The 25,757-nt window shown below is 43.0% G+C and carries 31 protein-coding genes and 1 rRNA gene; 22 read left to right on the forward strand and 10 right to left on the reverse strand.

The features are described from left to right. The first annotated feature begins 247 nt into the window (after positions 1-247). On the forward strand, positions 248-2,380 hold the full coding sequence (locus tag B9T34_RS08595) for a 3-hydroxyacyl-CoA dehydrogenase NAD-binding domain-containing protein (protein WP_086212740.1): 2,133 nt from the start codon (positions 248-250) through the stop codon (positions 2,378-2,380). A gap of 116 nt (positions 2,381-2,496) precedes the next feature. Here B9T34_RS08595 and B9T34_RS08600 read toward each other — a convergent pair whose 3' ends face one another. Further along, positions 2,497-2,970: an Lrp/AsnC family transcriptional regulator gene (locus B9T34_RS08600; RefSeq protein WP_171265154.1), complete on the reverse strand. Its 474-nt coding sequence runs from the start codon at positions 2,968-2,970 to the stop codon at positions 2,497-2,499. 132 nt (positions 2,971-3,102) lie between these two features. Here B9T34_RS08600 and B9T34_RS08605 point away from each other — a divergent pair, with 132 nt between their 5' ends. After that, a complete protein-coding gene (locus B9T34_RS08605) occupies positions 3,103-3,756 on the forward strand; it encodes a LysE family translocator (protein WP_228147425.1) in 654 nt (217 codons plus the stop codon). Positions 3,757-3,863: 107 nt separating this feature from the next. Further along, the gene (locus tag B9T34_RS08610) at positions 3,864-4,205 is read left to right on the forward strand and encodes a hypothetical protein (RefSeq protein WP_086212742.1); all 342 of its coding nucleotides are present in this window, start codon (positions 3,864-3,866) and stop codon (positions 4,203-4,205) included. A 47-nt stretch (positions 4,206-4,252) separates the two neighbouring features. Here the strand turns inward: B9T34_RS08610 and B9T34_RS08615 are convergent, their stop codons facing one another. Together B9T34_RS08615 and B9T34_RS08620 are read right to left on the reverse strand one after the other, a co-directional pair. Then, on the reverse strand, positions 4,253-4,675 hold the full coding sequence (locus tag B9T34_RS08615; RefSeq protein ID WP_171265155.1) for a GNAT family N-acetyltransferase: 423 nt from the start codon (positions 4,673-4,675) through the stop codon (positions 4,253-4,255). An 11-nt stretch (positions 4,676-4,686) separates the two neighbouring features. Next, on the reverse strand, positions 4,687-5,904 hold the full coding sequence (locus B9T34_RS08620; protein WP_086212744.1) for a class I SAM-dependent methyltransferase: 1,218 nt from the start codon (positions 5,902-5,904) through the stop codon (positions 4,687-4,689). A 102-nt stretch (positions 5,905-6,006) separates the two neighbouring features. Between B9T34_RS08620 and trhA the strand changes: the two genes are divergently transcribed. After that, positions 6,007-6,654 (forward strand): PAQR family membrane homeostasis protein TrhA, encoded by a 648-nt coding sequence (trhA, locus tag B9T34_RS08625; RefSeq protein WP_086212745.1) that lies wholly within the window; start codon positions 6,007-6,009, stop codon positions 6,652-6,654. A gap of 143 nt (positions 6,655-6,797) precedes the next feature. After that, complete coding sequence (locus tag B9T34_RS08630) at positions 6,798-8,111, forward strand: MFS transporter (protein WP_086212746.1); 1,314 nt, start codon at positions 6,798-6,800, stop codon at positions 8,109-8,111. 103 nt (positions 8,112-8,214) lie between these two features. Here B9T34_RS08630 and B9T34_RS08635 read toward each other — a convergent pair whose 3' ends face one another. Beyond that, positions 8,215-8,562, reverse strand: a complete 348-nt coding sequence (locus tag B9T34_RS08635) for a hypothetical protein (protein WP_086212747.1) — start codon at positions 8,560-8,562, stop codon at positions 8,215-8,217. A gap of 162 nt (positions 8,563-8,724) precedes the next feature. Then, on the reverse strand, positions 8,725-9,735 hold the full coding sequence (locus B9T34_RS08640; protein WP_086212748.1) for a metallophosphoesterase: 1,011 nt from the start codon (positions 9,733-9,735) through the stop codon (positions 8,725-8,727). Positions 9,736-9,838: 103 nt separating this feature from the next. Between B9T34_RS08640 and B9T34_RS08645 the strand changes: the two genes are divergently transcribed. After that, the gene (locus B9T34_RS08645) at positions 9,839-11,473 is read left to right on the forward strand and encodes a phospholipase D family protein (RefSeq protein ID WP_228147426.1); all 1,635 of its coding nucleotides are present in this window, start codon (positions 9,839-9,841) and stop codon (positions 11,471-11,473) included. 22 nt (positions 11,474-11,495) lie between these two features. Here B9T34_RS08645 and B9T34_RS08650 read toward each other — a convergent pair whose 3' ends face one another. Beyond that, positions 11,496-12,308 (reverse strand): lysophospholipid acyltransferase family protein, encoded by an 813-nt coding sequence (locus B9T34_RS08650; protein WP_086212749.1) that lies wholly within the window; start codon positions 12,306-12,308, stop codon positions 11,496-11,498. A gap of 182 nt (positions 12,309-12,490) precedes the next feature. Between B9T34_RS08650 and B9T34_RS19130 the strand changes: the two genes are divergently transcribed. From B9T34_RS19130 to B9T34_RS08680, 7 genes are all read left to right on the forward strand, one after another. Then, complete coding sequence (locus B9T34_RS19130; RefSeq protein WP_265733479.1) at positions 12,491-12,619, forward strand: hypothetical protein; 129 nt, start codon at positions 12,491-12,493, stop codon at positions 12,617-12,619. A 54-nt stretch (positions 12,620-12,673) separates the two neighbouring features. Continuing rightward, entirely contained in the window at positions 12,674-14,011 is a 1,338-nt protein-coding gene (gene hflX / locus B9T34_RS08655) for a ribosome rescue GTPase HflX (RefSeq protein WP_171265156.1), read from the forward strand. 44 nt (positions 14,012-14,055) lie between these two features. Then, positions 14,056-14,427 (forward strand): hypothetical protein, encoded by a 372-nt coding sequence (locus tag B9T34_RS08660; RefSeq protein ID WP_086212750.1) that lies wholly within the window; start codon positions 14,056-14,058, stop codon positions 14,425-14,427. Between the two features lie 9 nt (positions 14,428-14,436). Continuing rightward, entirely contained in the window at positions 14,437-15,111 is a 675-nt protein-coding gene (locus B9T34_RS08665; protein ID WP_086212751.1) for an LrgB family protein, read from the forward strand. Positions 15,112-15,207: 96 nt separating this feature from the next. Further along, positions 15,208-15,654 carry a DUF2147 domain-containing protein gene (locus B9T34_RS08670; protein ID WP_086212752.1) on the forward strand — a complete coding sequence of 149 codons (447 nt, stop codon included), beginning with the start codon at positions 15,208-15,210 and terminating at the stop codon, positions 15,652-15,654. Between the two features lie 146 nt (positions 15,655-15,800). Then, a complete protein-coding gene (locus B9T34_RS08675; protein ID WP_086212753.1) occupies positions 15,801-16,241 on the forward strand; it encodes a DUF2147 domain-containing protein in 441 nt (146 codons plus the stop codon). 47 nt (positions 16,242-16,288) lie between these two features. Beyond that, positions 16,289-16,741 (forward strand): DUF2147 domain-containing protein, encoded by a 453-nt coding sequence (locus tag B9T34_RS08680; RefSeq protein ID WP_086212754.1) that lies wholly within the window; start codon positions 16,289-16,291, stop codon positions 16,739-16,741. A 60-nt stretch (positions 16,742-16,801) separates the two neighbouring features. Here B9T34_RS08680 and B9T34_RS08685 read toward each other — a convergent pair whose 3' ends face one another. Genes B9T34_RS08685 through pdxA form a run of 3 tightly spaced genes read right to left on the reverse strand, consistent with a single transcriptional unit; the run spans position 16,802 to position 19,462 of the window. Further along, entirely contained in the window at positions 16,802-17,647 is an 846-nt protein-coding gene (locus tag B9T34_RS08685) for a symmetrical bis(5'-nucleosyl)-tetraphosphatase (RefSeq protein WP_086212755.1), read from the reverse strand. Positions 17,648-17,650: 3 nt separating this feature from the next. After that, the gene (gene rsmA, locus B9T34_RS08690; protein WP_086212756.1) at positions 17,651-18,463 is read right to left on the reverse strand and encodes a 16S rRNA (adenine(1518)-N(6)/adenine(1519)-N(6))-dimethyltransferase RsmA; all 813 of its coding nucleotides are present in this window, start codon (positions 18,461-18,463) and stop codon (positions 17,651-17,653) included. Between the two features lie 30 nt (positions 18,464-18,493). Beyond that, a complete protein-coding gene (gene pdxA, locus B9T34_RS08695; protein ID WP_086212784.1) occupies positions 18,494-19,462 on the reverse strand; it encodes a 4-hydroxythreonine-4-phosphate dehydrogenase PdxA in 969 nt (322 codons plus the stop codon). A gap of 342 nt (positions 19,463-19,804) precedes the next feature. On the opposite strand from pdxA, the gene rplM reads away from it, so the two are divergent. The 9 genes from rplM (at position 19,805) to B9T34_RS08740 (ending at position 25,411) form a co-directional block, all read left to right on the forward strand. Further along, a complete protein-coding gene (gene rplM, locus B9T34_RS08700; protein WP_086212757.1) occupies positions 19,805-20,233 on the forward strand; it encodes a 50S ribosomal protein L13 in 429 nt (142 codons plus the stop codon). 12 nt (positions 20,234-20,245) lie between these two features. Continuing rightward, positions 20,246-20,632, forward strand: a complete 387-nt coding sequence (rpsI, locus tag B9T34_RS08705) for a 30S ribosomal protein S9 (protein WP_005007735.1) — start codon at positions 20,246-20,248, stop codon at positions 20,630-20,632. Between the two features lie 193 nt (positions 20,633-20,825). Beyond that, a complete protein-coding gene (locus B9T34_RS08710; RefSeq protein WP_086212758.1) occupies positions 20,826-21,476 on the forward strand; it encodes a glutathione S-transferase N-terminal domain-containing protein in 651 nt (216 codons plus the stop codon). 11 nt (positions 21,477-21,487) lie between these two features. After that, positions 21,488-21,916: a ClpXP protease specificity-enhancing factor gene (locus B9T34_RS08715; protein WP_086212759.1), complete on the forward strand. Its 429-nt coding sequence runs from the start codon at positions 21,488-21,490 to the stop codon at positions 21,914-21,916. 18 nt (positions 21,917-21,934) lie between these two features. Then, the gene (locus B9T34_RS08720) at positions 21,935-22,576 is read left to right on the forward strand and encodes a hypothetical protein (RefSeq protein WP_086212760.1); all 642 of its coding nucleotides are present in this window, start codon (positions 21,935-21,937) and stop codon (positions 22,574-22,576) included. Positions 22,577-22,980: 404 nt separating this feature from the next. Further along, a complete protein-coding gene (locus B9T34_RS08725) occupies positions 22,981-23,340 on the forward strand; it encodes a hypothetical protein (RefSeq protein WP_086212761.1) in 360 nt (119 codons plus the stop codon). 94 nt (positions 23,341-23,434) lie between these two features. Beyond that, entirely contained in the window at positions 23,435-24,418 is a 984-nt protein-coding gene (locus B9T34_RS08730; protein WP_086212762.1) for a hypothetical protein, read from the forward strand. A 15-nt stretch (positions 24,419-24,433) separates the two neighbouring features. Continuing rightward, on the forward strand, positions 24,434-24,979 hold the full coding sequence (locus B9T34_RS08735) for a GTP-binding protein (RefSeq protein ID WP_086212763.1): 546 nt from the start codon (positions 24,434-24,436) through the stop codon (positions 24,977-24,979). A 9-nt stretch (positions 24,980-24,988) separates the two neighbouring features. Then, entirely contained in the window at positions 24,989-25,411 is a 423-nt protein-coding gene (locus B9T34_RS08740) for a roadblock/LC7 domain-containing protein (protein ID WP_086212764.1), read from the forward strand. A 115-nt stretch (positions 25,412-25,526) separates the two neighbouring features. Here B9T34_RS08740 and rrf read toward each other — a convergent pair. Next, a 5S ribosomal RNA gene (gene rrf / locus B9T34_RS08745) occupies positions 25,527-25,641 on the reverse strand. Between the last annotated feature and the right edge of the window lie 116 nt (positions 25,642-25,757).

Genomic DNA, 25,757 nt, shown 5'->3' on the forward strand with positions numbered 1-25,757 from the left:
ACGTGATACACGGTAAGTGTCATCCACAACCTGAAAAAAAACTTGGAAATAATGTTTCTGCGAATTTTTAGAAAAAAGGCATCGTTTGACAGGTTTTGTGGATGACAAATGGTTTTGCCTACTTTTGCCGAAACAAAAGTAGGGCGAACCGAAGGTTTAACCTGAAATTAAATAAATTTGGAAAGACTCCGTAGTGATCATGCATTTAAAAACACTAGAAGAGTCATAAAAATATTTGGATAAATTTATGAGCGCAATTCAATTTGAAAAAAATGCCGACAATATCGTCATCCTCACACTGGATTCTCCAAACCAGTCTGCCAACACCATGAATGCAGACTTTCGCACTGCCCTAAGCGAAACCGTAGAAAAACTGCAAGCTGATGAAAACATTGAAGGGATTATTTTCCGTTCCGCAAAAAAGACTTTCTTTGCTGGCGGTGATTTAGATGAGCTGATTCAAGCCACACCAGAGCATGCCACTGAATTCTTCAATATGATTGAAGATATGAAAGCCAAGTTGCGCTACATCGAAACCCGCGGCATTCCTGTTGCTGCAGCACTGAATGGCACCGCTTTAGGCGGCGGCTGGGAACTGGCTCTAGGCTGTCATTACCGTGTTGCACTCAATGATCCTAAAGCGAAGTTTGGCTTGCCAGAAGTCACTTTAGGCTTACTGCCAGGCGGTGGCGGTATTGTACGTATGGTCCGTTTATTGGGTCTGCAAAATGCCTTTCCGTTATTAATCGAAGGCAAGCAATTGGGTGTCGAAAAAGCCAAATCACTCGGGCTGATTCATGATACTGCAGATAGCCTTGAAGAATTGATGGATAAAGCCATGGCTTGGGTCAAAGCCAATCCAAAGTCACAGCAGCCTTTTGATGTGAAAGGCTACAAAATTCCGGGCGGTACACCATCTACGCCTGCCGTGGCGCAAATGCTTGCGATTGCCCCTGCCATGCTGCGCGATAAAACCAAAGGCTGTTATCCTGCACCTGAAGCAATTATGGCTGCTGCAGTTGAAGGCGCACAGGTTGATGTCGATACGGCACTGACCATCGAATCACGCTATTTTACCTACCTTGCGACCGGCCAAATTTCTAAAAACATGATTGGCACCTTCTGGCATGGTTTAAATGCCATTAAATCTGGCGCCAGCCGTCCAAAAGGCGCAGCCAAATGGAAAGCCAGCAAAGTCGGCATTTTAGGTGCAGGCATGATGGGTGCAGGCATTGCTTATGCCACAGCATCTAAAGGCATTGCAGTTGTACTCAAAGATGTTTCTGTAGAAGCTGCTGAAAAAGGCAAAGCCTATAGCCAAAAACTGCTGGATAAAAAAGTATCTCAAGGCCGTTTAAGTGCAGAAAAACGTGATCAAGTCTTAGGTCTGATTCATGCCACTGCAAATGCTGCCGATTTACAAGGCTGTGATCTGATCATTGAAGCCGTATTTGAAAATCAGGATTTGAAAGCCAAAGTGACTCAAGAAGCTGAGCCTTATTTAAGCGCTGAAGGTATTTTTGCATCCAATACCTCAACCTTGCCAATTTCAGGCTTGGCCAATGCCTCAAAAGATCAAGCAAAATTTATCGGTCTGCACTTCTTTAGTCCTGTCGACAAAATGCAACTGGTCGAAATCATTAAAGGTAAAAACACCTCTGCAGACACTTTGGCCAAAGCCTTTGACTTTGTGCAGCAAATTGGCAAAACACCAATTGTGGTGAATGACAGCCGCGGTTTCTTCACCAGCCGTGTATTTGGCACTTTTGTACAGGAAGGCTTGCGCCTATTGTCTGAAGGTGTACACCCCGCCCGTATTGAAATGGCGGCGCTCAAAGCAGGCATGCCTGTTGGCCCATTGGCGATTCAAGATGAAGTCTCTCTGACCCTTTCTGAGCATGTTGCAAATGAAACACGTAAAGCGTTGCAAGCTGAAGGCAAAGACCTGCCTCGTTCAGGTGTAGATGAGGTCATTCAGACCATGATTCATGAATTCGGCCGTAAAGGCAAAGCCGCAGGCGCAGGCTTCTATGACTATCCAGAAGGCGGGAAAAAGCATTTATGGGCAGGCTTAAGCAAATGGCAAAAAGACAATACTATCTCTGAGCAGGAAATGATTGACCGCTTCCTGTTTGTGCAGTCACTGGACACCTTGCGCTGCTTAGAGGAAGGCGTTTTAGAATCAACTGTGGACGGCAATGTCGGCTCAATTTTCGGTATTGGTTTTGCGCCATGGACTGGCGGCGCGCTGCAATACTTAAATCAGTTCGGTTTAGAAAAAGCATTACTGCGTGCAAATACCTTGGAAGCAAAATACGGCGACCGCTTTAAAGCACCCCAATTGCTCAAAGACAAAGCGGCGAAAGGCGAATTGATCTAAGCTTTCTATTAAATTTCAAAAAAGGAGCCTCGCGCTCCTTTTTTGTTTGATAAATCTCGGCTAATAGCAGCTCAGTTGAAGGGTCATCCATCACACAAAAACAGCATAAATTGACCTTAGCCATTTTGCCTAACAGGAAAGCCTGTAAATGCTTTGAGTTCTTTTAAAATAAACATACTTTGCATTTCTTTAATGCCCGGCAAGCGCCGAATGACAGACATAGAAAACTCAGCATAGGTGTCCAAATCTGGCGAAACCACCTGCAGTAAAAAATCGGCATCCCCGCCCACGCTATAACACGCCACCACATTGTCCAGCTCTGCGACTTTTTCTTCAAATTTGCGCGCTTCAGCTTCGCTGTGACTGTCAATACTGACACGGATAAAGACCATCACGCCTAAACCTAATTTTTTGCGGTCAAGCAAAACCCCATAGCCGCGGATGACGCCTGTATCTTCCAGCCGTTTCACTCTGCGCCAGCAGGGAGATGCAGACATGCCAATTTGCTCGGCAAGCTGCTGATTGGTGGTGCGCGAATCCTGCTGCAACCTATTCAGAATTTTTTCATCACTGCGGTCTATTTTTATCATTTGGGTATATTTATTCCTTTTATAAAGCTTTTATTTGTTTTTATACCCTAATTTTAAATTAATTAGAAATAAATAGAGCAAATCGTCCTTCAACAATGTTCAACACTATTGGCACAGTATCTATGGACAAAAATGATGAATGAATCCGCTTTACTCAGCAGCTATGCCATAACGCTGGCCGCAGCCGCGCTGATTCCTGGACCTGGAATGACTGGCCTGATGTTTAAAACTTTAAATCAAAATAGCCGAAAGGGTTTCAAAATGCTGGCGGGCTTAATCACGGGGGATTTAATTTTTCTGAGCATTGCGCTTTGGGGCTTGAGCTGGATTGGAACGGTTTTTAACGGATTATTCAGCCATCTGCTGATCGCAATCTGCAGTCTGTATCTTTTATATTTAGCCTATACACTTTGGCGCATGCCTGCATTGCAGGCGCACAATTCAGCACAGCCTGAATCGGCTGCAGACTATGTTGATGGTTTGCTGCTCACACTGAGCAACCCCAAAACCATTTCATTTTATTTAGCGCTGCTGCCCGCGATTTTAGGCACAACTCAACTTGAGCTGCATCTGTTACTGCTGATTCCCGCCATTACGCTGCTGACCTTATTGGCTGCAGGAAGCCTGTATATTGCAGGCGCAGCGCAAATGCAGCGCTGGGCGCATCACCCTTTCATTCAACGCGCTTTATTAAAAGGCACAGCACTCATTATTACTGCTTTTGCCTTCAGTATGATTTACCCAGAAATACAGCCCCTGCTTATGCGCTATTCAACTGGGCAATAAAAGCTTAAATAAAACATGCCTTTCAGATAAATTGAAACTTATCCTCAAATTCTATGTTATAAAGTAACAAATTTTTGAATTCTTTTTATTCGATTAGGTATGCTGCTATGACAGATGAAAACTCTCCTGAAAAATCACCTTGGGGCTGGAAAGGGCTCATTATTTTCTGCATTTTAAGCGCATTGTTTATGGGCTTTTTCTGGCTGGCGGTCAGCAATGAGCCAGACTACATGCCAAGCCAGCAAAAGAAAGACAACACTCAGCAGCATGCATTTAAAAATGCGCCTGCAATGTCTCAAGAGCAGCTGGCAGAAGCGCAGCAGCAAAAAGAAGCACGAGATACGGCTCAGAATTCGACTGCCGCAGACATGAATATGTCTGAAGAAGAGCATGCGCAGATGAATACGATGCCGCATGATGCTGCATCAGAACCCGCTCACGGACACTGATCTGCTGCAATAAAAAAGCGCTGAATACTCAGCGCTTTTTTATTGCGCTAAAACTGCATCTGCATATCAATATGAGGGATTCCGCAATCCAAGTATTCTTCGCCTTGCGCACTAAAGCCCAGCCCTGAATAAAACTGTACTGCATGCACCTGCGATGACAGTTTTACAAATTTACGGCCCTCTGCACGGGCTTGTAAAATCACCGCTTCCATCAGCAATTTGCCAATGCCTTTGCCACGATAAGCTTTCAGCACCGCGACTCGGCCTATGCTGTTGCTGTTCAGCAGGCGGGCTGTCGCTATCGGCTGTTCATGATCATAGACCATGAAATGCTGCGATACGGAATCTTCTGCATCCCACTCGTCTTCTGGAGCAATCTGCTGCTCCTGAATAAACACCTGTTCACGAACCCGTTTGGCATCTTGCTCCAATTGCGCCCAGCGGCCTGAATGAATTTGAAACTGCGGCATATTTTTTCCCATCAGCACTTGCTGCCTATGCCCTGCTGATCCCATTGATCATTCAGCAGCAGTTCTAAAGAGTGCTTCTGAATGCCATACATCTCTTTCAATGCCTGAATCTGCGTTAAAACAGCGCTATCTGGCTGGGTATAATCCTTCCGTTTCACGGCCAAAATCATTTTATTTTTACTGGTGTGCTCCAGTGCTACAAATTCAAAGACTTTGGTTTCATAGCCATAGGCTTTGAGCAATAATGCGCGGATGGTATCGGTCAGCATTTCGGCCTGCTGCCCCGCATGAATGCCAAATTGCAGCATAGGAGACAATACTTTCGGGCTTTGCAGCTGCGGGCGCAATTCTTTGTGGCAGCACGGCGCGCACATAATCATCTGCGCATTCAGCCGAATGCCAGTATGAATGGCAAAGTCAGTCGCCACATCACAGGCATGCAAAGCAATCATCACATCCAGCTGTTCAGGCGCATAGGTACGCACATCACCTTGGAAGAAATCCAGCTGGCTGAAATTTGACTGCGCCGCAACGCCTTGGCAAAACTCCACCATCTTAGGATTCAATTCAACCCCAGTCACAAAAGGCGCCTGCTGATGTTTGGCCAAATAGTCATAGAGTGCGAAGGTCAAATAACCTTTGCCTGAACCGAAGTCCACCACATGCAATGGCTGATCTGCTTTTCTAATCTGTTCCAACGCGCCCGCGCAGATTTCGACAAATTTGTTGATCTGCTTCCATTTCCGCGCCATGCTCGGAATAATCTGCGACTTCGCATCGGTAATGCCTAAAGGCTGTAAAAACAGGCTGTCCTGATCGACATATCGCTGTTTCGTGCGGTCATGCCCCTGTTCTGTATTTGCTTTGACAACTGATGCATTTTTACTGACGGTCAGCATGGCTTTTTTCTTGTTCTTTTTGAGCTGCAGCTCTTCTTGAACTGTAAATAGATTGGCTTGCTTGCACTCGGCCAGTAAAGTTCTTGCCTGCTCATAGGCAGCCGCTAAAGGATAGTTTTTAGTAACATCCTGCGTTTTATAGCGGTACAGCACCGACAGCATTTTTTCATTCTGCAGCGTAATGACCCGTAAAGTCATTTTTTCCAATTGTTCTAATTCACCTTTATACTGGCTCAGAATCATGCGCTCAAACTGCTGTGAATCAACGGCTTGCTGAAACGCATCTAAAAATTGCTGTTCCTGTGGAAATAAAGAAGCCGAGGCGGACATAATAGAAACCTGAAAAGAATTGCATCTAAAGTTTAAAGCGTCTTACGCTAAAAGCAAAATTCAATTACTATACATTTGTATATTTTATTCGAGCGCACTTAAATGACCGACACCGCTCCGCTTGTTCCAGACTATGACCCGCTTGAAGAACGCATCAATTTTATCAGTCATGGCGCAGGCGCTTTGCTGTCAATTGCTGCGGGTATTTTATTGATTATAAAAGGGTCTTATCTTCCTGCTGGTCAATGGTTTGGCCTATGGGTCTACGCGCTCAGTATGGTTATGCTGTTTTCAGCATCAACGCTTTACCATATGGCGACCACTGCTGACCGGCGTTATTTTTATAAAAAACTCGACCATACCGCCATTTATTATTTGATCGCCGGCACCTACACGCCTTTTCTTGCGATTGCCATTCCAACCGCTAAAGCGCATTACTTATTGATTGCTTTATGGGTGATTGCGATCATTGGTACATTATTCAAGTTAATATTCATTAACTCTTTCCAGAAAATATCTTTAGTCGCATATTTGCTGATGGGATGGCTTGCCCTGCTTGTAATTGACGATATGCAACGTTTTCTGTCTGCTCAAGCTTTAACCTTTTTAATCATTGGCGGACTGGCATACACAATTGGCGCATTGTTTTATGCATTAAAAAGAGTAAGATATACTCACGCTATCTGGCATATTTTTGTATTGATAGGTGCGGGATCACATTTCTTGTCCATCTATCTTTACGTGATTTAATCATCTCATTCTTCATTTCAGTGACCCTGAGCGAGTCGAATTGGGAAGATTGCTGTTGTTTTTTTAAGAAATTACGCCTTTTTTAAAAAGATTGCGCTTTTAAAACTAAGCTTTTTTTATTTTTAGTAAGTGTAAGGTCAATCATGGCGTCAACAAATACCGCTGCAGCTCAAGAGCCGGCAGCCAATTCAAAATTCCGCGTACTTACAGCTAGTCTTGTAGGTACGACTATCGAATTCTTCGATTTCTATATCTATGCCACTGCGGCTGTCATTATTTTCCCTTACTTGTTCTTCCCTGCAAGTACAGATCCAATGACCGCAACCATTCAGTCTTTGGCAACATTTGCAATCGCGTTTATCGCACGCCCAATTGGCGCTGCGCTGTTTGGACACTTAGGTGACCGCATTGGGCGTAAAGCCACCTTGGTTGCAGCTCTGCTCACCATGGGACTTTCTACTGTCGCAATTGGCTTACTGCCTACCTACGGTCAAATTGGCATCATAGCACCATTGCTATTAGCACTGTGCCGCTTGGGTCAAGGTTTAGGTTTAGGCGGCGAATGGTCTGGTGCAGTTTTACTGGCCACTGAAAATGCGCCTGAAGGCAAACGTGCTTGGTACGGCATGTTCCCTCAGCTGGGTGCACCTATCGGCTTCATTTTAGCAACGGGTTCATTCTTAACGCTTGGCCACTTCATGACTGAAGAAGCATTCATGCAATGGGGCTGGCGTATTCCGTTCATCTCAAGTGCATTGCTTGTAATCATGGGCTTATGGATTCGCTTAAAGCTTCACGAAACACCTGCATTCCAAAACGTTTTAAACAAACAAAAAGAAGTAGATGTGCCGTTCGTTCAAGTATTCAAAAAGCATTCCAAAATGCTGGTATTGGGTACTATTGCAGCCATCTGTACATTCGTCGTGTTCTACCTAACGACTGTATTTGCATTGCAATGGGGTACAAAAAAACTAGGCTACTCTCGTGAACAGTTCTTGCAGTTACAGCTTGTAGCGACACTGTGTTTTGCAGCCTTTATTCCTTTGTCTGCAATCCTTGCAGAGAAGTTTGGCCGTAAAGCAACCTCTATTGGCGTATGTGTAGTTTCTGCGATTTTTGGTCTGTTCTTTGCCGACATGCTTGAATCTGGCAACACGCTTATCGTGTTCCTGTTCTTATGTATTGGCCTTGCAATCATGGGTTTAACCTATGGCCCAATCGGTACTGTGTTGTCAGAAATTTTCCCAACATCTGTACGCTATACAGGTTCAGCTTTGACATTTAACATGGCTGGTATCTTTGGCGCTTCATTTGCACCGCTTATTGCAACAAAACTTGCTACAGAATATGGCTTATCTGCCGTAGGTTACTACCTCACTGCTGCTTCTATTCTTTCATTGATCGCATTCCTACTGATCCGTGAAACGAAAAATGATGATGTAAACAACCAAATCTAAGATCGTTTAAATTAAAAAAGCCGGCGTCCAGCGCCGGCTTTTTTATGCATTTTAAAAACTCAATCATTGAATTTTTTAAACTGAACAGCAAATTGACAGCTGTTTAGATCGCCTGTTTCAGATCATCCATCATTAACTGATAAGTGTCTGAAAACATTTCACGGTCACCGCCGGAATTGTAATAACTCGGCACAATATAAGTCACCACTTGCTGATGATCTTCCGTGAAATATAAAACCCCAATTAAAGGCTCTATATCGCTTTCCTCAAAACCGCTTTGCAAAGCCAGCTGCTGAAATTTTTGATAAAACGCCTCAGAAAAAGCCTGGTCATCAACTTGTTCCGCTGCGGAAAAATCTTGCGCCAGCTGATTAAGCCCCTCTTCAAGCTGTGCAGACTGCTGCTCAGAGAGCCCAAATAGTGTTCCAACTTCTTTGTGAAATTCAGACATATTATTCTACTCATATTCTTCACGTTGCCTTGTGTCTAAGCTTCAGTTCAGAATCAGCAGATATGCGCACATTAAAAAAATGTGACAACTCCACTGCTTTTAAACAGAGCGTTGATCCACTTTAATATAATGTGAAATACGTCTACAAAACAAGCAATAAATTTAAATTAATTCAATAATATCAATTGTTGGCGGCACTCTGAATCTGAAAGGCACGCCCACCATGCCCGTACCGACGGTCACAAAGACATCCGCATGTTCATGCCGATATAAACCCTTTTTATGCCCCAGAATCGATACCTTTTTCATCACATAATCTGTCAGCCATGGCAGTTCCACCTGCCCGCCATGGGTATGCCCAGAAAGCATTAAAGGACGGCTAGGCAGCTGCGGCACCATGTCTACCGTATCTGGATTATGCGATAAAATGATCCAAGGCTTATCTTGCGGCAAAGACGGCATAAAGCGCATATCGGCTTTGCCAGCCCACAGGTCGCCAATGCCAATCAGCCTGAATTCATTAAACTCAACCACTTGCCCCTCTATATCCATCACATTGTTTTGCTGCAGCGCCTTTTTTAATAATTGCTGAATCGGCGGCCCTGGATACTGCTCATCATGATTGCCATTCACAGAATAAACTGGGGCGTGAATGTCTTTTAATACAGCAAGTTCATCTGCAAGCGTATTTTCAGGCTCATAAGTCCAATCCCCAGCAATCACGACCAAATCTGGCTGCGCCTTATTGAGCTTTTTCACGATCAGCTTAAGCTGGCGCTCATGACCTGAAAATAAGCCAATATGTAAGTCGGCAACCAAGGCAATTTTAACTGGCTTTAATAAAGCCTTATCCGCATGTACCTCATAACGAGTAGTTTTCAGCTGAATCAAATGCGGTTCAATAAAGCGCGCATAGCACAGTATGCCGCTCACCAAAAAGACAAATACTGCTTCATGCGGGAAGTAGTAGCCGCTCCAGCCTGCATAAATGCTAAAGAAAAACAAAGGAATCAGCAGATAAGATAAATAAAATGCCAGCAAATGTACAAAGGCTTTAAAAGGATGAATTGTTTCCGTTCGCTTTTGGCTCAGCCATGCCTGAGAAATCCCCCACAGCGCTAAGAGTGCTAAAGCAATATAAAAATAATGAACGACGGAATTTTGTTCCCACATACGAATACTCAACAAATTGATCAGCTGGAATTCACCACCCTCATATTTATCTTTTCATAGCTCGCAATTATACTCAATTCTATTTTTTTGATTTTCTTCATCTATGCCTCATTCCCCAAATACCGCCAAAGGATCTGTCAGCACAGTCCAAACGCTGAATTACTCAAAGTCAGCGGCTATTGCGCTCAGCTGCAGTTTGGTGTTGGGGCTGTCTGCTTGCTCAACGCTGCCCAAACAAACACCGCAGCCTATGGAATATGCCTTCCATACGCCTACAGAAGAGACATCGCTGGCCAAAAGTGTCATGCCGCTGCGCAACGCAAATCCCGGCCTGACTGGCTACCATGTGCTGTATGACCCGCTGGAGGCATTGGCTGCCCGTCTGGAACTAATCAATAAAGCTGAAAAAACCTTAGATTTGCAGTATTACATTTGGGATAACGACAAAATTGGTTCCATGGCGCTACATTCGATTATTCAGGCTGCAGACCGCGGTGTAAAAGTCCGCCTGCTGATTGATGATAATAATTCTAAAAAGATGGAAGGCATTTATCTGGCGCTGGACCAGCATGCCAACATTGATGTCAAACTCTTTAATCCCTACCGGTTCCGGCATTACCGCGCCATGGACATGGTTCTGAATCTCAAGCGCATCAACCGCCGCATGCATAATAAAAGCTTTATTGCAGACAATCAGATTTCGCTGATTGGCGGACGCAACATGAGCAACCAATATTACAATCTCAGTGACAATTACCAATTTTCTGATGTTGATGTCATGCTGGTCGGCTCTGCATCTGATGAAATTATTCATTCTTTTGATGAATACTGGAATGACGATTTTGCCTTTCCAGTGAAGCAGCTGGTCAATCCGCGCCATTACAGCTTGCGCTTTGATGGGCTAAAGCAGCAGCTGAACGATTTTAATCAGGAAATTACTGTTCAAAATTACCTCAACTTAGCCAACCGCTCACATGCTTTTGATAATTGGTTCAACAATCAAATTCAATTTGACTGGGTTAAAGCTGAAGTCGTCAAAGACTCGCCAAGTAAAATCAAAGCCAAAGCTAAAAAAGAGGAGCACTTGAATTTTCAGCTGCTCAATCATTTAAGCAAGCCTGAACAAAGTGTCGATATTGTTTCAGCATATTTTGTGCCTGAGAAACAAGGCGCTGAAAAACTGAAACAGCTCAGTGAAAACGGCGTTCAGGTCCGTGTGCTGACCAACTCTTTCAGAGCCAACGATGTTCCGCTGGTGCATGCTTTTTATCAAACCTACCGTCAGGATCTATTGGAACATGATGTTCAGCTGTATGAGTTTTTATCTCATCCAAATGCAGAAAACCTGAATATCAATACCGATGAGCTGGCCGATAAAGCCAAAGTCAGCATGAAAGGCCTCAGCCGTTCCAGCCTGCATGCAAAATTAATGGCGCTGGATGAAAAACAGGTTTTTATAGGCTCTTTTAATTTTGATCCGCGTTCGGCTTATTTAAATACCGAGATTGGTGTTTTGCTGAACAGCCCATCTTTAGCCCGCGCAGTGCATACGACGATGGACCAGAACCTCAGCAAATATGCCTATAAGCTGGTCTTAGATGCAAACCAGCGCATGAACTGGAAAATTAAACTGGCAAACGGCCAAACACGCACCTATTACAAAGAACCTAAAATGAAATGGTGGCAGCGCGCCAGTATGAAAGTTATTTCTTGGCTGCCTATAGAAGGCTTTATGTAAACCTTCTTGGCAAAAATTGTACTTATTCCGCAGGATGCTGCAGCACTTTAGCCTGCAGCTGCGCTAACCCTTCCGTCATTTTAAGCTGTACGGCTTGCGTTAAGCTCTCCACCGTATGCCCAGCCGAATCAATTGCCGGCAGCGCCATCAAATGCGCTGTCACCTGCGGCATTTCCAATACATTTTGCACGTGTTTGGCAAAAGAAATTTCGCCAATATACGGCGCCACCGTGTCTAACTCACCGCGCTGATTGACGTAGCAAATTAAGCAGATTTGAACAGGACGCCGCGCCTCAATTGCAGCACCCAGCAAACGGCCATGTACTTTTTTAATTTTGGTACCGTCTGACGTTGTCGCCTCAGGGAAAAACAGTACTGGACTGTCCTGCTTCAAAAAATTGGTAATTTGCTCGCGGATTTTGACCGAGTCTCCTGAGCCGCGCTGAATAAACAGCGTACCGCCGCCTTTTGCCAATTTGCCAATCAACGGCCATTTTTCAATTTCAGCCTTCGCCAGAAAAAAGACCCGTGCCCCTGAACCCAGCACAGCCACATCCAGCCAAGAAATATGGTTGCTGACCCATAAAGCTGGGGTCCGCGGAATCTCGCCATGCACCCGTATCTCAATATTGAAAACCTTGCATAATTTGCGGCAGAAATACTGCACATAGCGTGTATTGGCAGGGTTGTTCGGGTCTTTGTATAAGCGATAGAAATACACCAGATAAAAGCCTTGGATGACCGCTCCCATCATCGCAAAAACCTTGCGGACATATAAGAAAAAGCGCGCAAAGCCTTTTAAAGTTGAAGTTGTCGGTGCAGCAGATACATTCATACAATTATCACTAATCACAAAACGGCTAAGTGTTTTTAAGCACAGTTGCTCAACATACTATACCGAAGCGCCCAATTTTGCATTGATCATAAAAACCGAAGATTGGCATCATCATTTCCCATTTCAATCGAATATTAAAATCAATAATAATAAATCAATCGAATATAAAGATTGATATTTTTATGAATGAACAGAACAGCCAGGAAGCAGCCATCCCTGCATGGACTGCCTTAAAGTGGATCGGTGGCTTCGCAGCCTTATATAGCGGTTTAATGATGATTTTTGCACAGGTATTTTATAATGCCATTTAAATCATTCCGCCCTTTTGCCTGATTTTCGCCTAGAATAATGCTTTAAGCAGGAGTATGTGCAGATTGGATCAGTCAAAACAGCAGAGCGGTGAACGCGTTATTTTAGTCAGTGTTGCAGTACAAATGCTGGAAAACTTAGACGCGGAAGAATTTCACCTGCTGGCAGACTCTGCTGGTGCAGATATTTTAGAACACATCCATGTGCAGCGTATCCGCCCAGAAGCCAAACTGTTTATCGGCACAGGCAAAGCAGATGAAATCGCCCAAATTGCGCAGGCGCATGAAGCAGACTTGGTCATTTTTGACCATGCCCTCACGCCCGCTCAAGCGCGTAATTTAGAAAAAATCATGCACTGCCGTGTAGTTGACCGCACTGAATTAATCTTAGATATTTTCGCGCAGCGCGCGCGCACCTACGAAGGCAAACTGCAAGTAGAATTAGCGCAGCTGCAGCATCTCTCCTCACGGCTGATCCGCAGCCGCGGCGACCTTGACAGCCAAAAAGGCGGTATTGGCCTGCGCGGACCAGGAGAAACCGTTTTAGAAACTGACCGACGCCTTCTGCGTATCCGTATGGGGCAGCTGAAAGCTAAAATTGATAAAGTAAAACAAACTCGTATGCAGGGCCGTGTGGCTCGCCAAAAAGCCGCCGTGCCAACAGTGTCTTTGGTCGGTTATACCAATGCCGGCAAGTCGACCCTTTTCAATATTTTGGCAGACAGCGATGTGTATGCTGCGGACCAATTATTTGCCACATTAGATCCAACTTTACGGCGCCTAAATTGGGATGGCATCGGCAATTTAGTTTTGGCAGACACCGTGGGCTTTGTCCGCAATCTATCGCACTCATTAGTCGAATCTTTTAAAGCAACACTGGAAGAAACCGTAGAATCTACTCTCCTGCTGCATGTGATTGATTCCAGCAGCCCAGATATGCTTGAACAAATTGAAGCCGTAGAGAAAGTACTGAAAGAAATTGGCGCTGAGGCTCCTGTGCTGCGGGTTTATAATAAAATTGATGCCAGCGGAGAGCAGGCCAAAATTATCTATAAAGCGCCCAATCAGCCGGACCGCGTTTATGTTTCCGCACATAGTCAGCAAGGCTTGAATTTTCTGAAACAAGCTGTTCATGAATGCCTGATGGGGCATTTGCAAAGCTTCGAACTCACTTTAAAACCTGCTTACGGCAAATTGCGCAATCAGCTTTACGGCCTAAACGTCATTCAATCTGAAAATTATGATGATTTTGGCAATCTGCATCTGCATGTCATTATGGCGCCCAACAAGCTTGAACAGCTGATCAAACAGGCACACCTGCCCTTAGATGAAATCTTAGGTGAACGCGCCAGTTTCTTCCAAAAACCGCTTGAAGAGTTTGAAATCAAGGACTAAATCGGTTAAAACGTGATTAGTATAATTTTAATGAAAGATCAAAAATGGACTGGATCAAGCACATCAATTGGAAAGCGTGGATAGGCACAATTGCTTTAATTATTATTTTCCGTGAGGGTGCAGTCTGGGTGATGAAGCAATTCAATCATCCAGAGCTGGGCAATTTGGTGGGCCTGCTGGGTCTGCTGATTGTGCTGTCGCTCTGGCGAAAACTGCATAAAATTCCAGCCAGTCTGGTCGACACCAACAATAAAATAATGAAAGAAAGCGCTTTTGCCTTCTTGCCCATCAGCGCAGGCTCATTGCTCATGCTGATGCATTTGGGAGACGAAATCCCAATGTTTTTAGTGGTTTTGTTTGTGAGTACACTCATCCCGCTCTGGGTATACGCAAAAATGTCTAAGAAATGGCTATAGGAGAAGAGCATGCTTGCTGTATTTTACGGATTTTTTCTGACCCTTATCGCTTACTTGCTGGCTAAACCGATCAATAAAAAACTGCCTCAGATTCCTGTGATTGTGATTGGCATGTTTTTGGTGATCGGCATGCTGTATCTATTCGGCATTCCTTATGAACGCTATATGACTCAGGTGAATCCCTTATTCAATCACCTATTGGGCTATGTCACTGTAGCACTGGCCATACCTTTAGCGGCGATGCGATATGATGACTTGCCACTAAAAGTTGTGGGCGGCATTTTAATTTTCGCCAGCATCAGTGCTGTGGCATTGCCAATGGGATTGGCCTACTTGCTGCATTTGTCTGATCCAACCATTATGGCCTTTGCCACGCGCGCCGTGACCACACCGATTGCCATTAATATTGCAACTTTGCTGCATTCACCTATCCCCTTGGTGATTTTAATTGTGATTTTGTCTGGCGTGATTGGCGCTGCTTTTTCACCGCTCATTTTGCGTCATATCAATGATGAACGTGCTTCAGGCTTAGCGCTGGGACTGGCTGCTCATGCCATCGGCACAGCTCAGGCATGGCAGCGCGGCAGTGTTGCAGGCCGTTACGCCGCTTTCGGCATGGCTGTAAATGCGGTATTCACTGCAATTTGGCTGCCAACATTTATCTTTTTCTTACAAAAAATGTGACTGAAAAAACATTTTCACACAATTGTATTGTTTTGTAATTGGGCATATGATCAAAAGGCATACTGTTTTTTTCACATTAAAAAAAGGATGATTTTAATGAAAAAACTCAAATTGATTTCAGCACTGATGCTTAGCAGCTTTTCCAGCCTGCTTTGGGCGAATGACATTACGGGGTTATGGCGCAACATTGATGATAAGACGGGTTCATCCAAAGCCATTTTGGAAATCCGCCAAGAATCTAATGGCGCCTATATTGCTAAAATTGTCAAAGTCACACCGCGTCCAGGCTACACGCCTAAAGAAACCTGCGTAGACTGCCCGCCGCCTTATACAAACAAGCCCATCTTAGGTTTGGACATTCTCACGGGGTTAAAGGCAAATGGTGAAAATACTTATGTGGGAGGCAAAATTCTCGACCCGCTTTCAGGAAAAATATACAGCACCAAAGTCAAATTAAGCCCAAATGGCAAGCGTATAACTTTACGCGGTTACGTCGGCGTTTCAGCCCTCGGCCGCAGCCAAACATGGATCCGCCACGAGTAGAGCCGCGTTTTACTTGCATAATAAATAAAGACAAATAAAACAAAGCTCTAAATAAAAAATACTCAACATTCACTTGCAGATGCTTTGGCCATCATTTTCTGCCAAACAATGCACCTGAATAGCAGACAATAAAAGGAAAAGAGAATATGCCAAAAAAAATTTTGCTTGCAGCTTTACTGTCATTCAGTTCATCTCTCTTTGCACAAGACCTGAGTGGTGTTTGGCAGCAGATTGATGACAAAACGGGATCACCTAAAGCATTAATTGAAATTCGTAAGGAACAGAACGGTTCTTTTACTGGAAAAATTATCAAAATCACCCCGCGCCCAGGCTACACACCGCGTGAAAAATGCATTGATTGCCCTGCGCCGTATGCCAATCAGCCGATTCTCGGCTTAGATGTATTCAAAAGCTTAAAACATGAAGCTGAAAATTTGTACTCGGGAGGCAAAATTCTTGATCCACTTTCTGGTAAAATATATAACTTGAAAGCGAAGCAGACAGCGAATGGAAAACGCTTGCTTTTAAGGGGATATATTGGCATCTCAGCGATTGGCCGTACACAAACGTGGATCCGCCAAGAATAAGTGCATGTATGCCAGTATTTTTTAGCGACAGATCATACAGGTTTTTTATGAAACGTAATTTTAAATTGGGGTTGCTTTTGTTGGGCGCTGTATTTAGCGGTTCTGCCCTGGCACAAGATTTAACAGGTACTTGGCAATCTATTGATGATAAAACAGGTTCGCCTAAAGCAGTCATTGAAATTAATAAAGAAAACAATGGCTCTTATACTGGGACAATTGTCAAAATCACCCCGAGACCTGGCTATACGCCGCAAAAAAACTGTAATGACTGCCCTGCACCATATACAAACAAACCAATCTTAGGCATGGAAATCCTGAAAGGTTTAAAAAATGTTGAAGGCACCAATAATTATGAACGCGGCCGTGTCATCGATCCGCTGGCTGGCAAAGTTTATAATGCCAAAGTTAAATTAAACCCAACGGGTAAACGCTTAACTTTGCGTGCATACATGGGCGTTTCAACACTTGGACGCAATCAAACATGGATCCGCATTGACTAAGCGCATCTCAATAAAAAGCCGCACTTTGTGCGGCTTTTTTATTTCCTGATGAAGCAAGCTTTAAAACATCGGATTATTCACGCGGAAACTTTCCTGATCTTCTAAACGGTACGCAATCAGCTGATTGCCCCAAACGCAGCCGCCATCTACATTTTGAATCTGAGCTGAAATGGTTTTACCCTGCAATGCGGCCCAATGTCCAAAAACAATCTGATGCGTCTGCGCTGCTTGAGACTCAAACTCAAACCAAGGCAAATAGCCTTCAGGCATAGGATCATCCAGAGCATCTTTGAAACTGAACTCCATGCGCCCTTCGGCATCCGTTAAGCGCATGCGGGTCAAATAATTGGTAATGCAGCGCAATCGGTCATTGCCCTGTAAATCATCCGACCACAGCGTCGGTTTTTTGCCGTACATGCCCCTCAGAAAATCGTCCAGCACCGCAAAATCATCGTGACTGATGACCGTTTCAACTTCTTTGGCCAGCGCAGCCGCTTGCGCAGTCGTCCAATTGCAGGGAATGCCCGCATGCGTCAGCACAGTTTTTTCATTTGGAAATAGGCACAGCGGCTGTTTGCGCAGCCAATCAATCAGATCATCACTCTCTAAAGCGTGAATCACATCATCAATATTATCCTGCGCTTTAATCTCTTTAATCCCGCGCGCAACCGCCAGTAAATTCAAATCATGATTGCCTAGTACGGTTGCTGCAGCGCCTCGATCAGCCAGCTTCTTAATAAAGCGCAGGGCGCCAATCGAGTTTTCACCGCGCGCGACCAAATCTCCAGCAAACCAGATAAAGTCTTGATCTGCATCAAACTGAATCTGTTTCAGCAAGACTTTCAAAGCCTCAAAGCAGCCTTGAACATCACCAATCACATAATTATAGCGAATTGCACGAGACATGATTTAAGCCGCCATTTGATCTGCTAGAGCCACAAATTGAGCCATGCTTAAGGTTTCAGGACGCGCCATTGGATCAATTCCTGCTTTCTCAAAAGCATCTTCAACCAGCATGCCTTTTAGGCTGTTGCGCAATGTTTTGCGGCGCTGTGTAAATACATGCGAGACCAAACGCGCCAAGGCTTTTTCATCTTTAGCAATAATAGGCTTCACATCATAAGGCTCAAGACGGAACACAGCAGAAGTAACTTTTGGCGGCGGATTAAAAGACCCTGGCGGCACTTCAAATAAGAAGGTTGGCTTACAGTAATACTGAATCATCACCGATAAACGGCCATACTCTTTGGTATTTGGTGAAGCGGTAATACGGTCCACCACTTCTTTTTGCAGCATAAAGTGCATGTCTTTAACTTTGTTGCCAAATTCCAAGAGATGGAAGAGCAATGGCGTAGAAATGTTATACGGCAAATTACCAACTACACGCAGTGGACGGTCTTCTTGATAGAGTGACATGAAATCAAATTTCAGTGCATCAGCTTCAATAATTGTGAGACGCTCTGGGTGCGGCACACGGCCCGGTAAACCAGCTGCCAAATCACGGTCAAGCTCGATCACAGTCAAAGCATCACACTCACCAATTAAAGGCGACGTTAAAGCTGCAAGCCCTGGACCAATTTCGACAATATTATCGCCTGTGCGCGGGTTCACCGAACGTACAATTTTGGCAATGACACGCTGGTCATGTAAGAAGTTTTGACCAAAACGCTTCCGCGTATGATGCCCTTCATCTTTCGGGTTTAAGGCATTAATCTGATACATAGACATTTCCAACGTGTAAATAAGATAAAATCACTGACGCGCCAATTCCAGCGCTAGATCCACAGCGACGTGCAGGCTTGAGCTTTTTGCCAGCCCAGTGCCGGCAAGGGAGAGTGCTGTACCATGATCAACAGAAGTGCGGATAAACGGCAAACCTAAAGTAATATTAACGGCTTCGCCAAAGCCCTGCGATTTTAACACAGGTAAACCCTGATCGTGATACATCGCCAAAACGGCATCTGCGTCTTTTAAATTTTCAGCTGTAAATAATGTATCCGCTGGCAAACTCAGACTCATATTCACGCCTTGCGAACGATAGCTTTCCAGCACAGGATTAATGACGTCAATTTCTTCCATGCCTAGATAACCATCTTCCCCTGCATGCGGATTTAAGCCGCAGACTAAAATATGCGGATGATCCTTTTTAAATTTCGTTTTCAAATCATGGATTAAAATATCGATCACCTGATGCAGGCGCTCTGACGTAATGGCATCCGGCACATCACGCAAAGGCAAATGCGTTGTGGCCAGTGCGACACGCAGAATTTTCGTAGCCAGCATCATTACGACACGAGGTACACCCGCAAATTCTTGATAATACTCAGTATGCCCGCTGAAATGTATCCCGGCCTCATTGATAATCGACTTTTGTACAGGCGCAGTTGCAACCCCAACACTTTTGCCAGACATGGCATAATCTGCAGAACGGCGCAACTGTTCCAGCACATAAGCCGCATTATTCGCATCCAGCTGTCCAAGCACTGCTGGCACAGCCAAGGGCACATGCTCTACATACAGCTGGCCTTGTTCTGACGTATTGTCCTGGCCGCAATATTCGATCAGATCAACAGTTAATCCTAAATTCTGCGCACGCTGATGCAGCATCTGCATATCAGCCAAAATGACGATTGGCCGTTCATCTGTGCGGTTCGCCAAACTCAGGCAAATATCAGGGCCAATTCCAGCAGGTTCACCGCTGGTGATATATAAAGGAAGCATGACATTCTTCTGCATTTTCAATTTCCAATATTTTAATACAATTCAGAGACGGCAGCAGAATTGATCTACAGTTAAAATTTATTTACATGGATAGAAAATATCTTCAAATATCAATAAAATAGATATAAAAATTGAAGACTTAACTATTCAATACAAAACACTGTAAGTATTTTTCGATTATTTAAACAGCAGCCCTAGGCTTTTAATCTAAAATGCTATAAAATATAGCGCTTGAAATTTTATATTTTCATTTGTGATTCTTCACACAATCGTTTAGAATCGCGTCTCCTTTTGTTTGGACAGCTTCCATAGTCCAAACCAACTATAATAGGTAGTGGTTTAATGAAAACTCTCAGCGCTAAGCCAGCTGAGGTTCAACACGATTGGTTCGTTGTTGATGCTTCTGGCAAAACTTTAGGTCGCCTTGCGACTGAAATCGCTCGTCGTTTACGCGGTAAGCACAAAACTTCTTATACTCCTCACGTTGACACTGGCGATTATATCGTTGTAATCAATGCTGAAGAAATTCAAGTGACTGGTAAAAAAGCGCTTGATAAGAAATACTATCGCCATACTGGTTTCCCTGGTGGTATTCGCGAAACTAACTTTGAAAAGTTAATCGCTCACAAACCTGAAGCAGTTCTTGAAAAAGCTGTTAAAGGTATGTTGCCAAAAGGTCCTCTTGGTTATGCAATGATCAAAAAAATGAAAGTGTACGCTGGTACTGAGCATCCACACGCAGCTCAACAGCCACAAGTTTTGGACATCTAAGGGATACAGCACATGGCTACTAATTATGGTACAGGTCGCCGTAAGACCGCAACTGCACGTGTTTTCCTATCAGCTGGTACTGGTAAACTCGTAATCAACAACCGTACTCTTGAACAGTACTTCGGTCGTGAAACTGCTCGTATGGTTGTTAACCAACCACTTGAGCTTTTAGAAGCTACTGAAAAGTATGACCTTTACATCACTGTTGCTGGTGGTGGTATCGGTGGTCAAGCAGGCGCGATTCGTCACGGTATTACTCGTGCATTGATCGCTTCTGACGAAACGCTTAAACCTGCTCTTCGTCAAGCTGGTTTCGTTACTCGTGATGCTCGTGAAGTTGAACGTAAGAAACTTGGTTTACGTAAAGCTCGTAAACGTCCTCAATTCTCTAAACGTTAATTCGTTTACCGAATCGGACAAAAAACCTTGGCTTATGCCAAGGTTTTTTTTATTTCTGTAAAATACTAAATTATCCATAAAACTCAAAAAACCATAAATCCCTGCAGTGCGGATGGATTAAAGCAAACTGCGAGTGATTTTATGCGCTATTTTTAGTATCCTACCTTATTCAAAAATAGTTTGTTCAGGACTTATGTCAGCCGAAAATGCAACTCTCCAAGGAATCACGCTGTATAGTCATGCAGATGATTTTCGATCCCACTGGATTCGCTATGTCCTTGCTGAGAAGCAAATCAAATTCAATCTGATTTTGACTGATGATGAAGATGAAGATCTGGCAAGCCTAAACCCTTATAACCAGCTCCCTATGCTGGTCGAAAATGAACTCAAGCTGTTCAAGGCGAGCATTATCTCTGAATATTTAGACGACCGTTACCGCCAAAATAAACTGTATGCAGATGCGCCTGCGCCGCGGGCTGAACAGCGGCAATATATCTGGCGTTTTGAACAGGATTGGCTGAATCTTGCAGACACAATGTTGCGCCACCCCGATACATTAGATATTTCCGCACAAAAAAAAGCGCAAACTAAATTACGTGACACACTTGTCTCACTTACCCCGCTGTTTCAGCATTTCCCCTATTTTATGTCTGAGCATTTCACTATTTTGGATTGCATGCTTGCGCCAGTTTTTCTCCGGCTGCCCTCTATGGGCATTCAGCTGCCAAAACAGCATTGCCGCCCAATCCATTTATATTGCCAGCGTATTTTCAAGCGCCCTGCTTTTGTGAAATCCATGACGCTGCAGGAAAAAACCCGCTACAGTGAATTATTGTCGAATTAAACGAGTATCTTATGTCTGAACAAGAATTTAATCTCAGCCCAACCCGCCCGTATATGGCGCGCGCCATCTATGAATGGATTTGCGACAATCAGCTGACACCTTATTTGCTGGTCGATGCCACACAGCCAAACACCATGGTGCCAGAACAATTTATTCAAGATGGTCAAATCACTCTGAATCTTGCGCCGCATGCAGTGCATGCATTCAATATGAGCAATGATGCGATTACTTTTTCTGCTCGTTTTGGTGGCGTTTCACGCGATTTGTATATCCCTATTTCTGCCGTACTTGGCATTTATGCACGGGAAAATGGACAAGGACTGTTTTTTGATCCAAATGAATATCCACATATCCAAAATACTGAAGATGATTTAAAATCAGAGACTGAACAAAAAACCGCACAAAGCAAGAAAAAACCAAGCCTGAGATTATTAGATTAGAAATACGGAGATGTAAGCATGGCTTTTGACTTAGTACAATATTTTCAAGAACAAATAGAAACTCAAAAGCCTGAGCTTCTTCCAGCGCTATCCAAGGAAGAAAAACGCAGTTTTATCACAGAAATTAATGCCTTAACTTTAGGTGAACTGATTAGCCAATGGCGTGCAAATGATAAAAAAGTTTATCAGGAAATCACGGCTCCAGATCAGCTCTATATTCAAGAAGTTGCCAGACATTTAACCACATCGCCAGACAATGTATCCAGTTTAAACAAAGCAGATCTGGAACACATTACCGCTGCGATTTTTCAGCTGCAGCTGACAGAACTGAAACAGCTGCATGACACAGGCAGCCACAACATCAACAGCATCCGCGAATTACTGATCGGCCAGATTGAGCATCTATCTGGAAAGGCAAATGATTGGGTTTGGTCAACAAATAAACTATTAGAATTAAAAGGTTCCAAACCAATTCCTCAAGATGAGCTATCATTAGAAGAATCAATGAAGGAGTTCAATCAAATGGTGAGCCAACATAGCAGCCACGAACAGGAAGACATTTCTCCAGCGGTTCCAACATGGTCAAAAATCGTAGAGCCTGTTGTCGCACTTGTGATTTTATGGATTCTTGCTTCTGCTGCATGCAATATTTTTGCTTAAGTACAGCAAAAAAAAGATCAGCAAATGCTGATCTTTTTTTTATCAATAAAAATTAGAATAGCCATAAAACCGAGTAAAATTGTATACTTTTGTAATCAGATACAGAAATTGCTAAATTTTTCGCATATTTTTTCATTAGTTTACATTTTTTTACATAGATTTTAATTCATTAAAATTGGCGTACATTTAGACGAAGATTTCAGATAAATGATAATTGCATCACACTTTAAACTTAACCATTTGTAAATAAATTAGACAAAAATACAAGCAAAATACCGCATCAAAATTATTCCGTTGAAAAGTCTCTTGCCCTTCCTATAATTAAATTAAGTAATTAACAAAACTTTAATTACCAACTCCAACACAATAAATAATATGTACAAACCTATAAGAGGGTAAACAACATGGCTAAAGTTTCATTAGATTCACTTACCAATATTGATGGTTTTGTTGCAGCAGCGCTTGTTGACGGAGAAAGCGGACTGGCACTTGCAACACAAGGCGGAGGCGGTATCGATCTAGAGTTGGCTGCTGCTGGAAACACTGAAGTTGTGCGTGCAAAACGCCGCGTCGCTCAATCTTTAAATCTGAATGATCATATTGAAGATATTCTGATTACATTAGGTAAGCAGTACCACTTAATTCGCCCATTAGAGCAAAATGCAAATATCTTCTTGTACCTTGTCCTTGACCGCTCTAAATCAAACCTTGCAATGGCACGGCATGAACTTAAAGCATATGAAAAAGAATTAGACTTTAGCTAAGCAATAAGAGTCCCCTATATTGAATAGATATGGGGGATTTTAGTCTCAAAAATTCAAGTAAATTTATTTTTTACAACCAGATAGAGAGATTATAATGACTAAGCAATATATCAATATTGCAATATCAGGTTTAAGTATAAATGATGCTGAAGAACTAAAATCGCAGCTATGCAATATTGTTGATAAAAATATAAGCATCCAATGGAAAACAGCCACTGATATTAATTTAGATTGTCTATTTATTCATGAAAATTTCTTTGAATCTGAAGGCATACAAAGAATATTAAATACCCGCAGACTGCCTTGGCTTAAAGTTGGTAAGGATGATTCCTTATCAGGAAAAGTAGAAAATAATACCCTATATTTGCCTTTAGAAAATTCAGCGGAACTGAATCAATGGGTGGAAAGCTTCATAACTCAAACATCAGAATCTGTAACTAAATTAAATACAACAGAAAATAAAATAAGCGCAACCAATACTCTTCCTGAAAATAGCCACTTAACTGAAAGTTTTTTTAAAGAACTGCATAATGCTGAATCACATCATAAGCTTCATATTTATGATAGTCAGGGTTCATTTGGTGTAATAGATATTGCCAATAATTTAGTGTACGGCAACCCAGACCGCAGTAATCAATACACAGATTTCAGTTTTAATTACGATTTTGCCTCAACATCGGATTTAATCAAAGTATCAAGAAAACATAATGCTATTTTACAGGATTGGATTTGGAATCTTTTTTGGAGATCTCCCAACTTTTATCAAATCGCACCTGAAGACGGACATTACCGCATTCATTTTTGGCCAAAGCCTGAAGACTTAAAACACCGAAAAGAAATTTTTCAAATGTCTGCATGCTTCATTCAAGGTGCAAAAATGTCCAAAATTGCAGAACAGCATAACATTTCAATGCAAATGATCCGTCAATTTATTGCAGCCAATATGGCCGCAGGCAATATCAGCAAAATTAATATTTGGGATAATCACTATACCCCACCTGAAAAAGCTGAAGAAAAGCCTGAAGAAAATATGATTAAAAGTTTCTTTGGTAAACTGCGTAAAAAATTCGGGTTCTAGTCAAGGAGAAGTTGCATGATTTTACAACAGTACAAAATCGTTTTTGCTGGAACTATGGGGGCTGGTAAAACAGAAGCAATACGTTCTCTCTCAGATATTCCAGTCCTACTCACTGAAGCATTCAATACAGATCAGCATAGCCATGAAAAGATGGAGACAACGGTTGGTATCGATTATGGTGAAGTCACGCTAGAAGATGGTGTTAAGATCGGCCTATATGGCACACCTGGCCAAAGCCGCTTTGACTTTATTTGGCCAGTGATTTGCCAAGGCGCTATTGGCGCAATCATCTTAATTGACCACAACACTGATCACCCCTTGCAGGAATTAGAAACCTTCATCGAAACATTTCAAAATTATACAGATAATATCGCAATTGGCATCACGCATGTCGATATCAGCAGTGATCATCATTCTCTGTCCATTTATAAAGAGTGGCTGATTGGGCAAGATCTTTTTTGCCCTTTATTCTTTATTGATGCCCGTAAAAAAGAAGATGCTCTTTTATTACTCGAAGCATTGATCACTTCTGTTGAAATTAACCACAATATCAGCGCTTAAGGAGTATATATGTTTAATATTAAAGAAAAAAGAGTTGCTTCAGAAGAGCTGATCAATAAAGCAAAACTCGAACTTCACGAAATCATTACCAATGTACGCGGTGTCAATTTCGTCATGGTCTGCTCAACAGACGGCTTCGAATTAGCCAGTTTATATCGTCGGGATATCTACAACAAAAGTAAATTAGCTGCTGTCAGCAGCTCACTCTTAGCAATGGTCACAGCCTTTACTCAAGAAATTCATTTAACAGGCTGTCAATCAATTACTTTGGATGCAGAAAATGGCAAAGTCATTCTTTCAGCAATTCCTGCAAAAAACCATCCTATGATTATTGTCGCTATGTCAGATAAAGATATCCTGCTCGGTCAGCTGCTTCATGCAGTAAAAAAAGCCACTCAAAATATTAAGACAGCAGATATGGCAATCGCCTAATTTTTTAAGACACGTACCTACTGCCCAATATAAAACCCACTTCAATTCTCCACACGCATATTTTAAACGCATAAAAAAACACCCCCTGAGTAGTCAGGGGGTGTTTAGAATAATGAGCTGGCGATGACTTACTCTCACATGGGTAACCCCACACTACCATCAGCGCTAAGAGGTTTCACTTCTGAGTTCGGGAAGGGATCAGGTGGTTCACTCTTGCTATTGTCGCCAGCACAACTGTTATGGACTTGTTCGGGTCTTATTTACATCATTTGATGTATGCCTTACTTCGTACCAAATAGAATACATTAACAGGTATATTTGAGTTGCATATTTTGTTCTTCAGCGT

This window comes from Acinetobacter sp. ANC 3813 (assembly GCF_002135435.1).
Taxonomy (GTDB): domain Bacteria; phylum Pseudomonadota; class Gammaproteobacteria; order Pseudomonadales; family Moraxellaceae; genus Acinetobacter.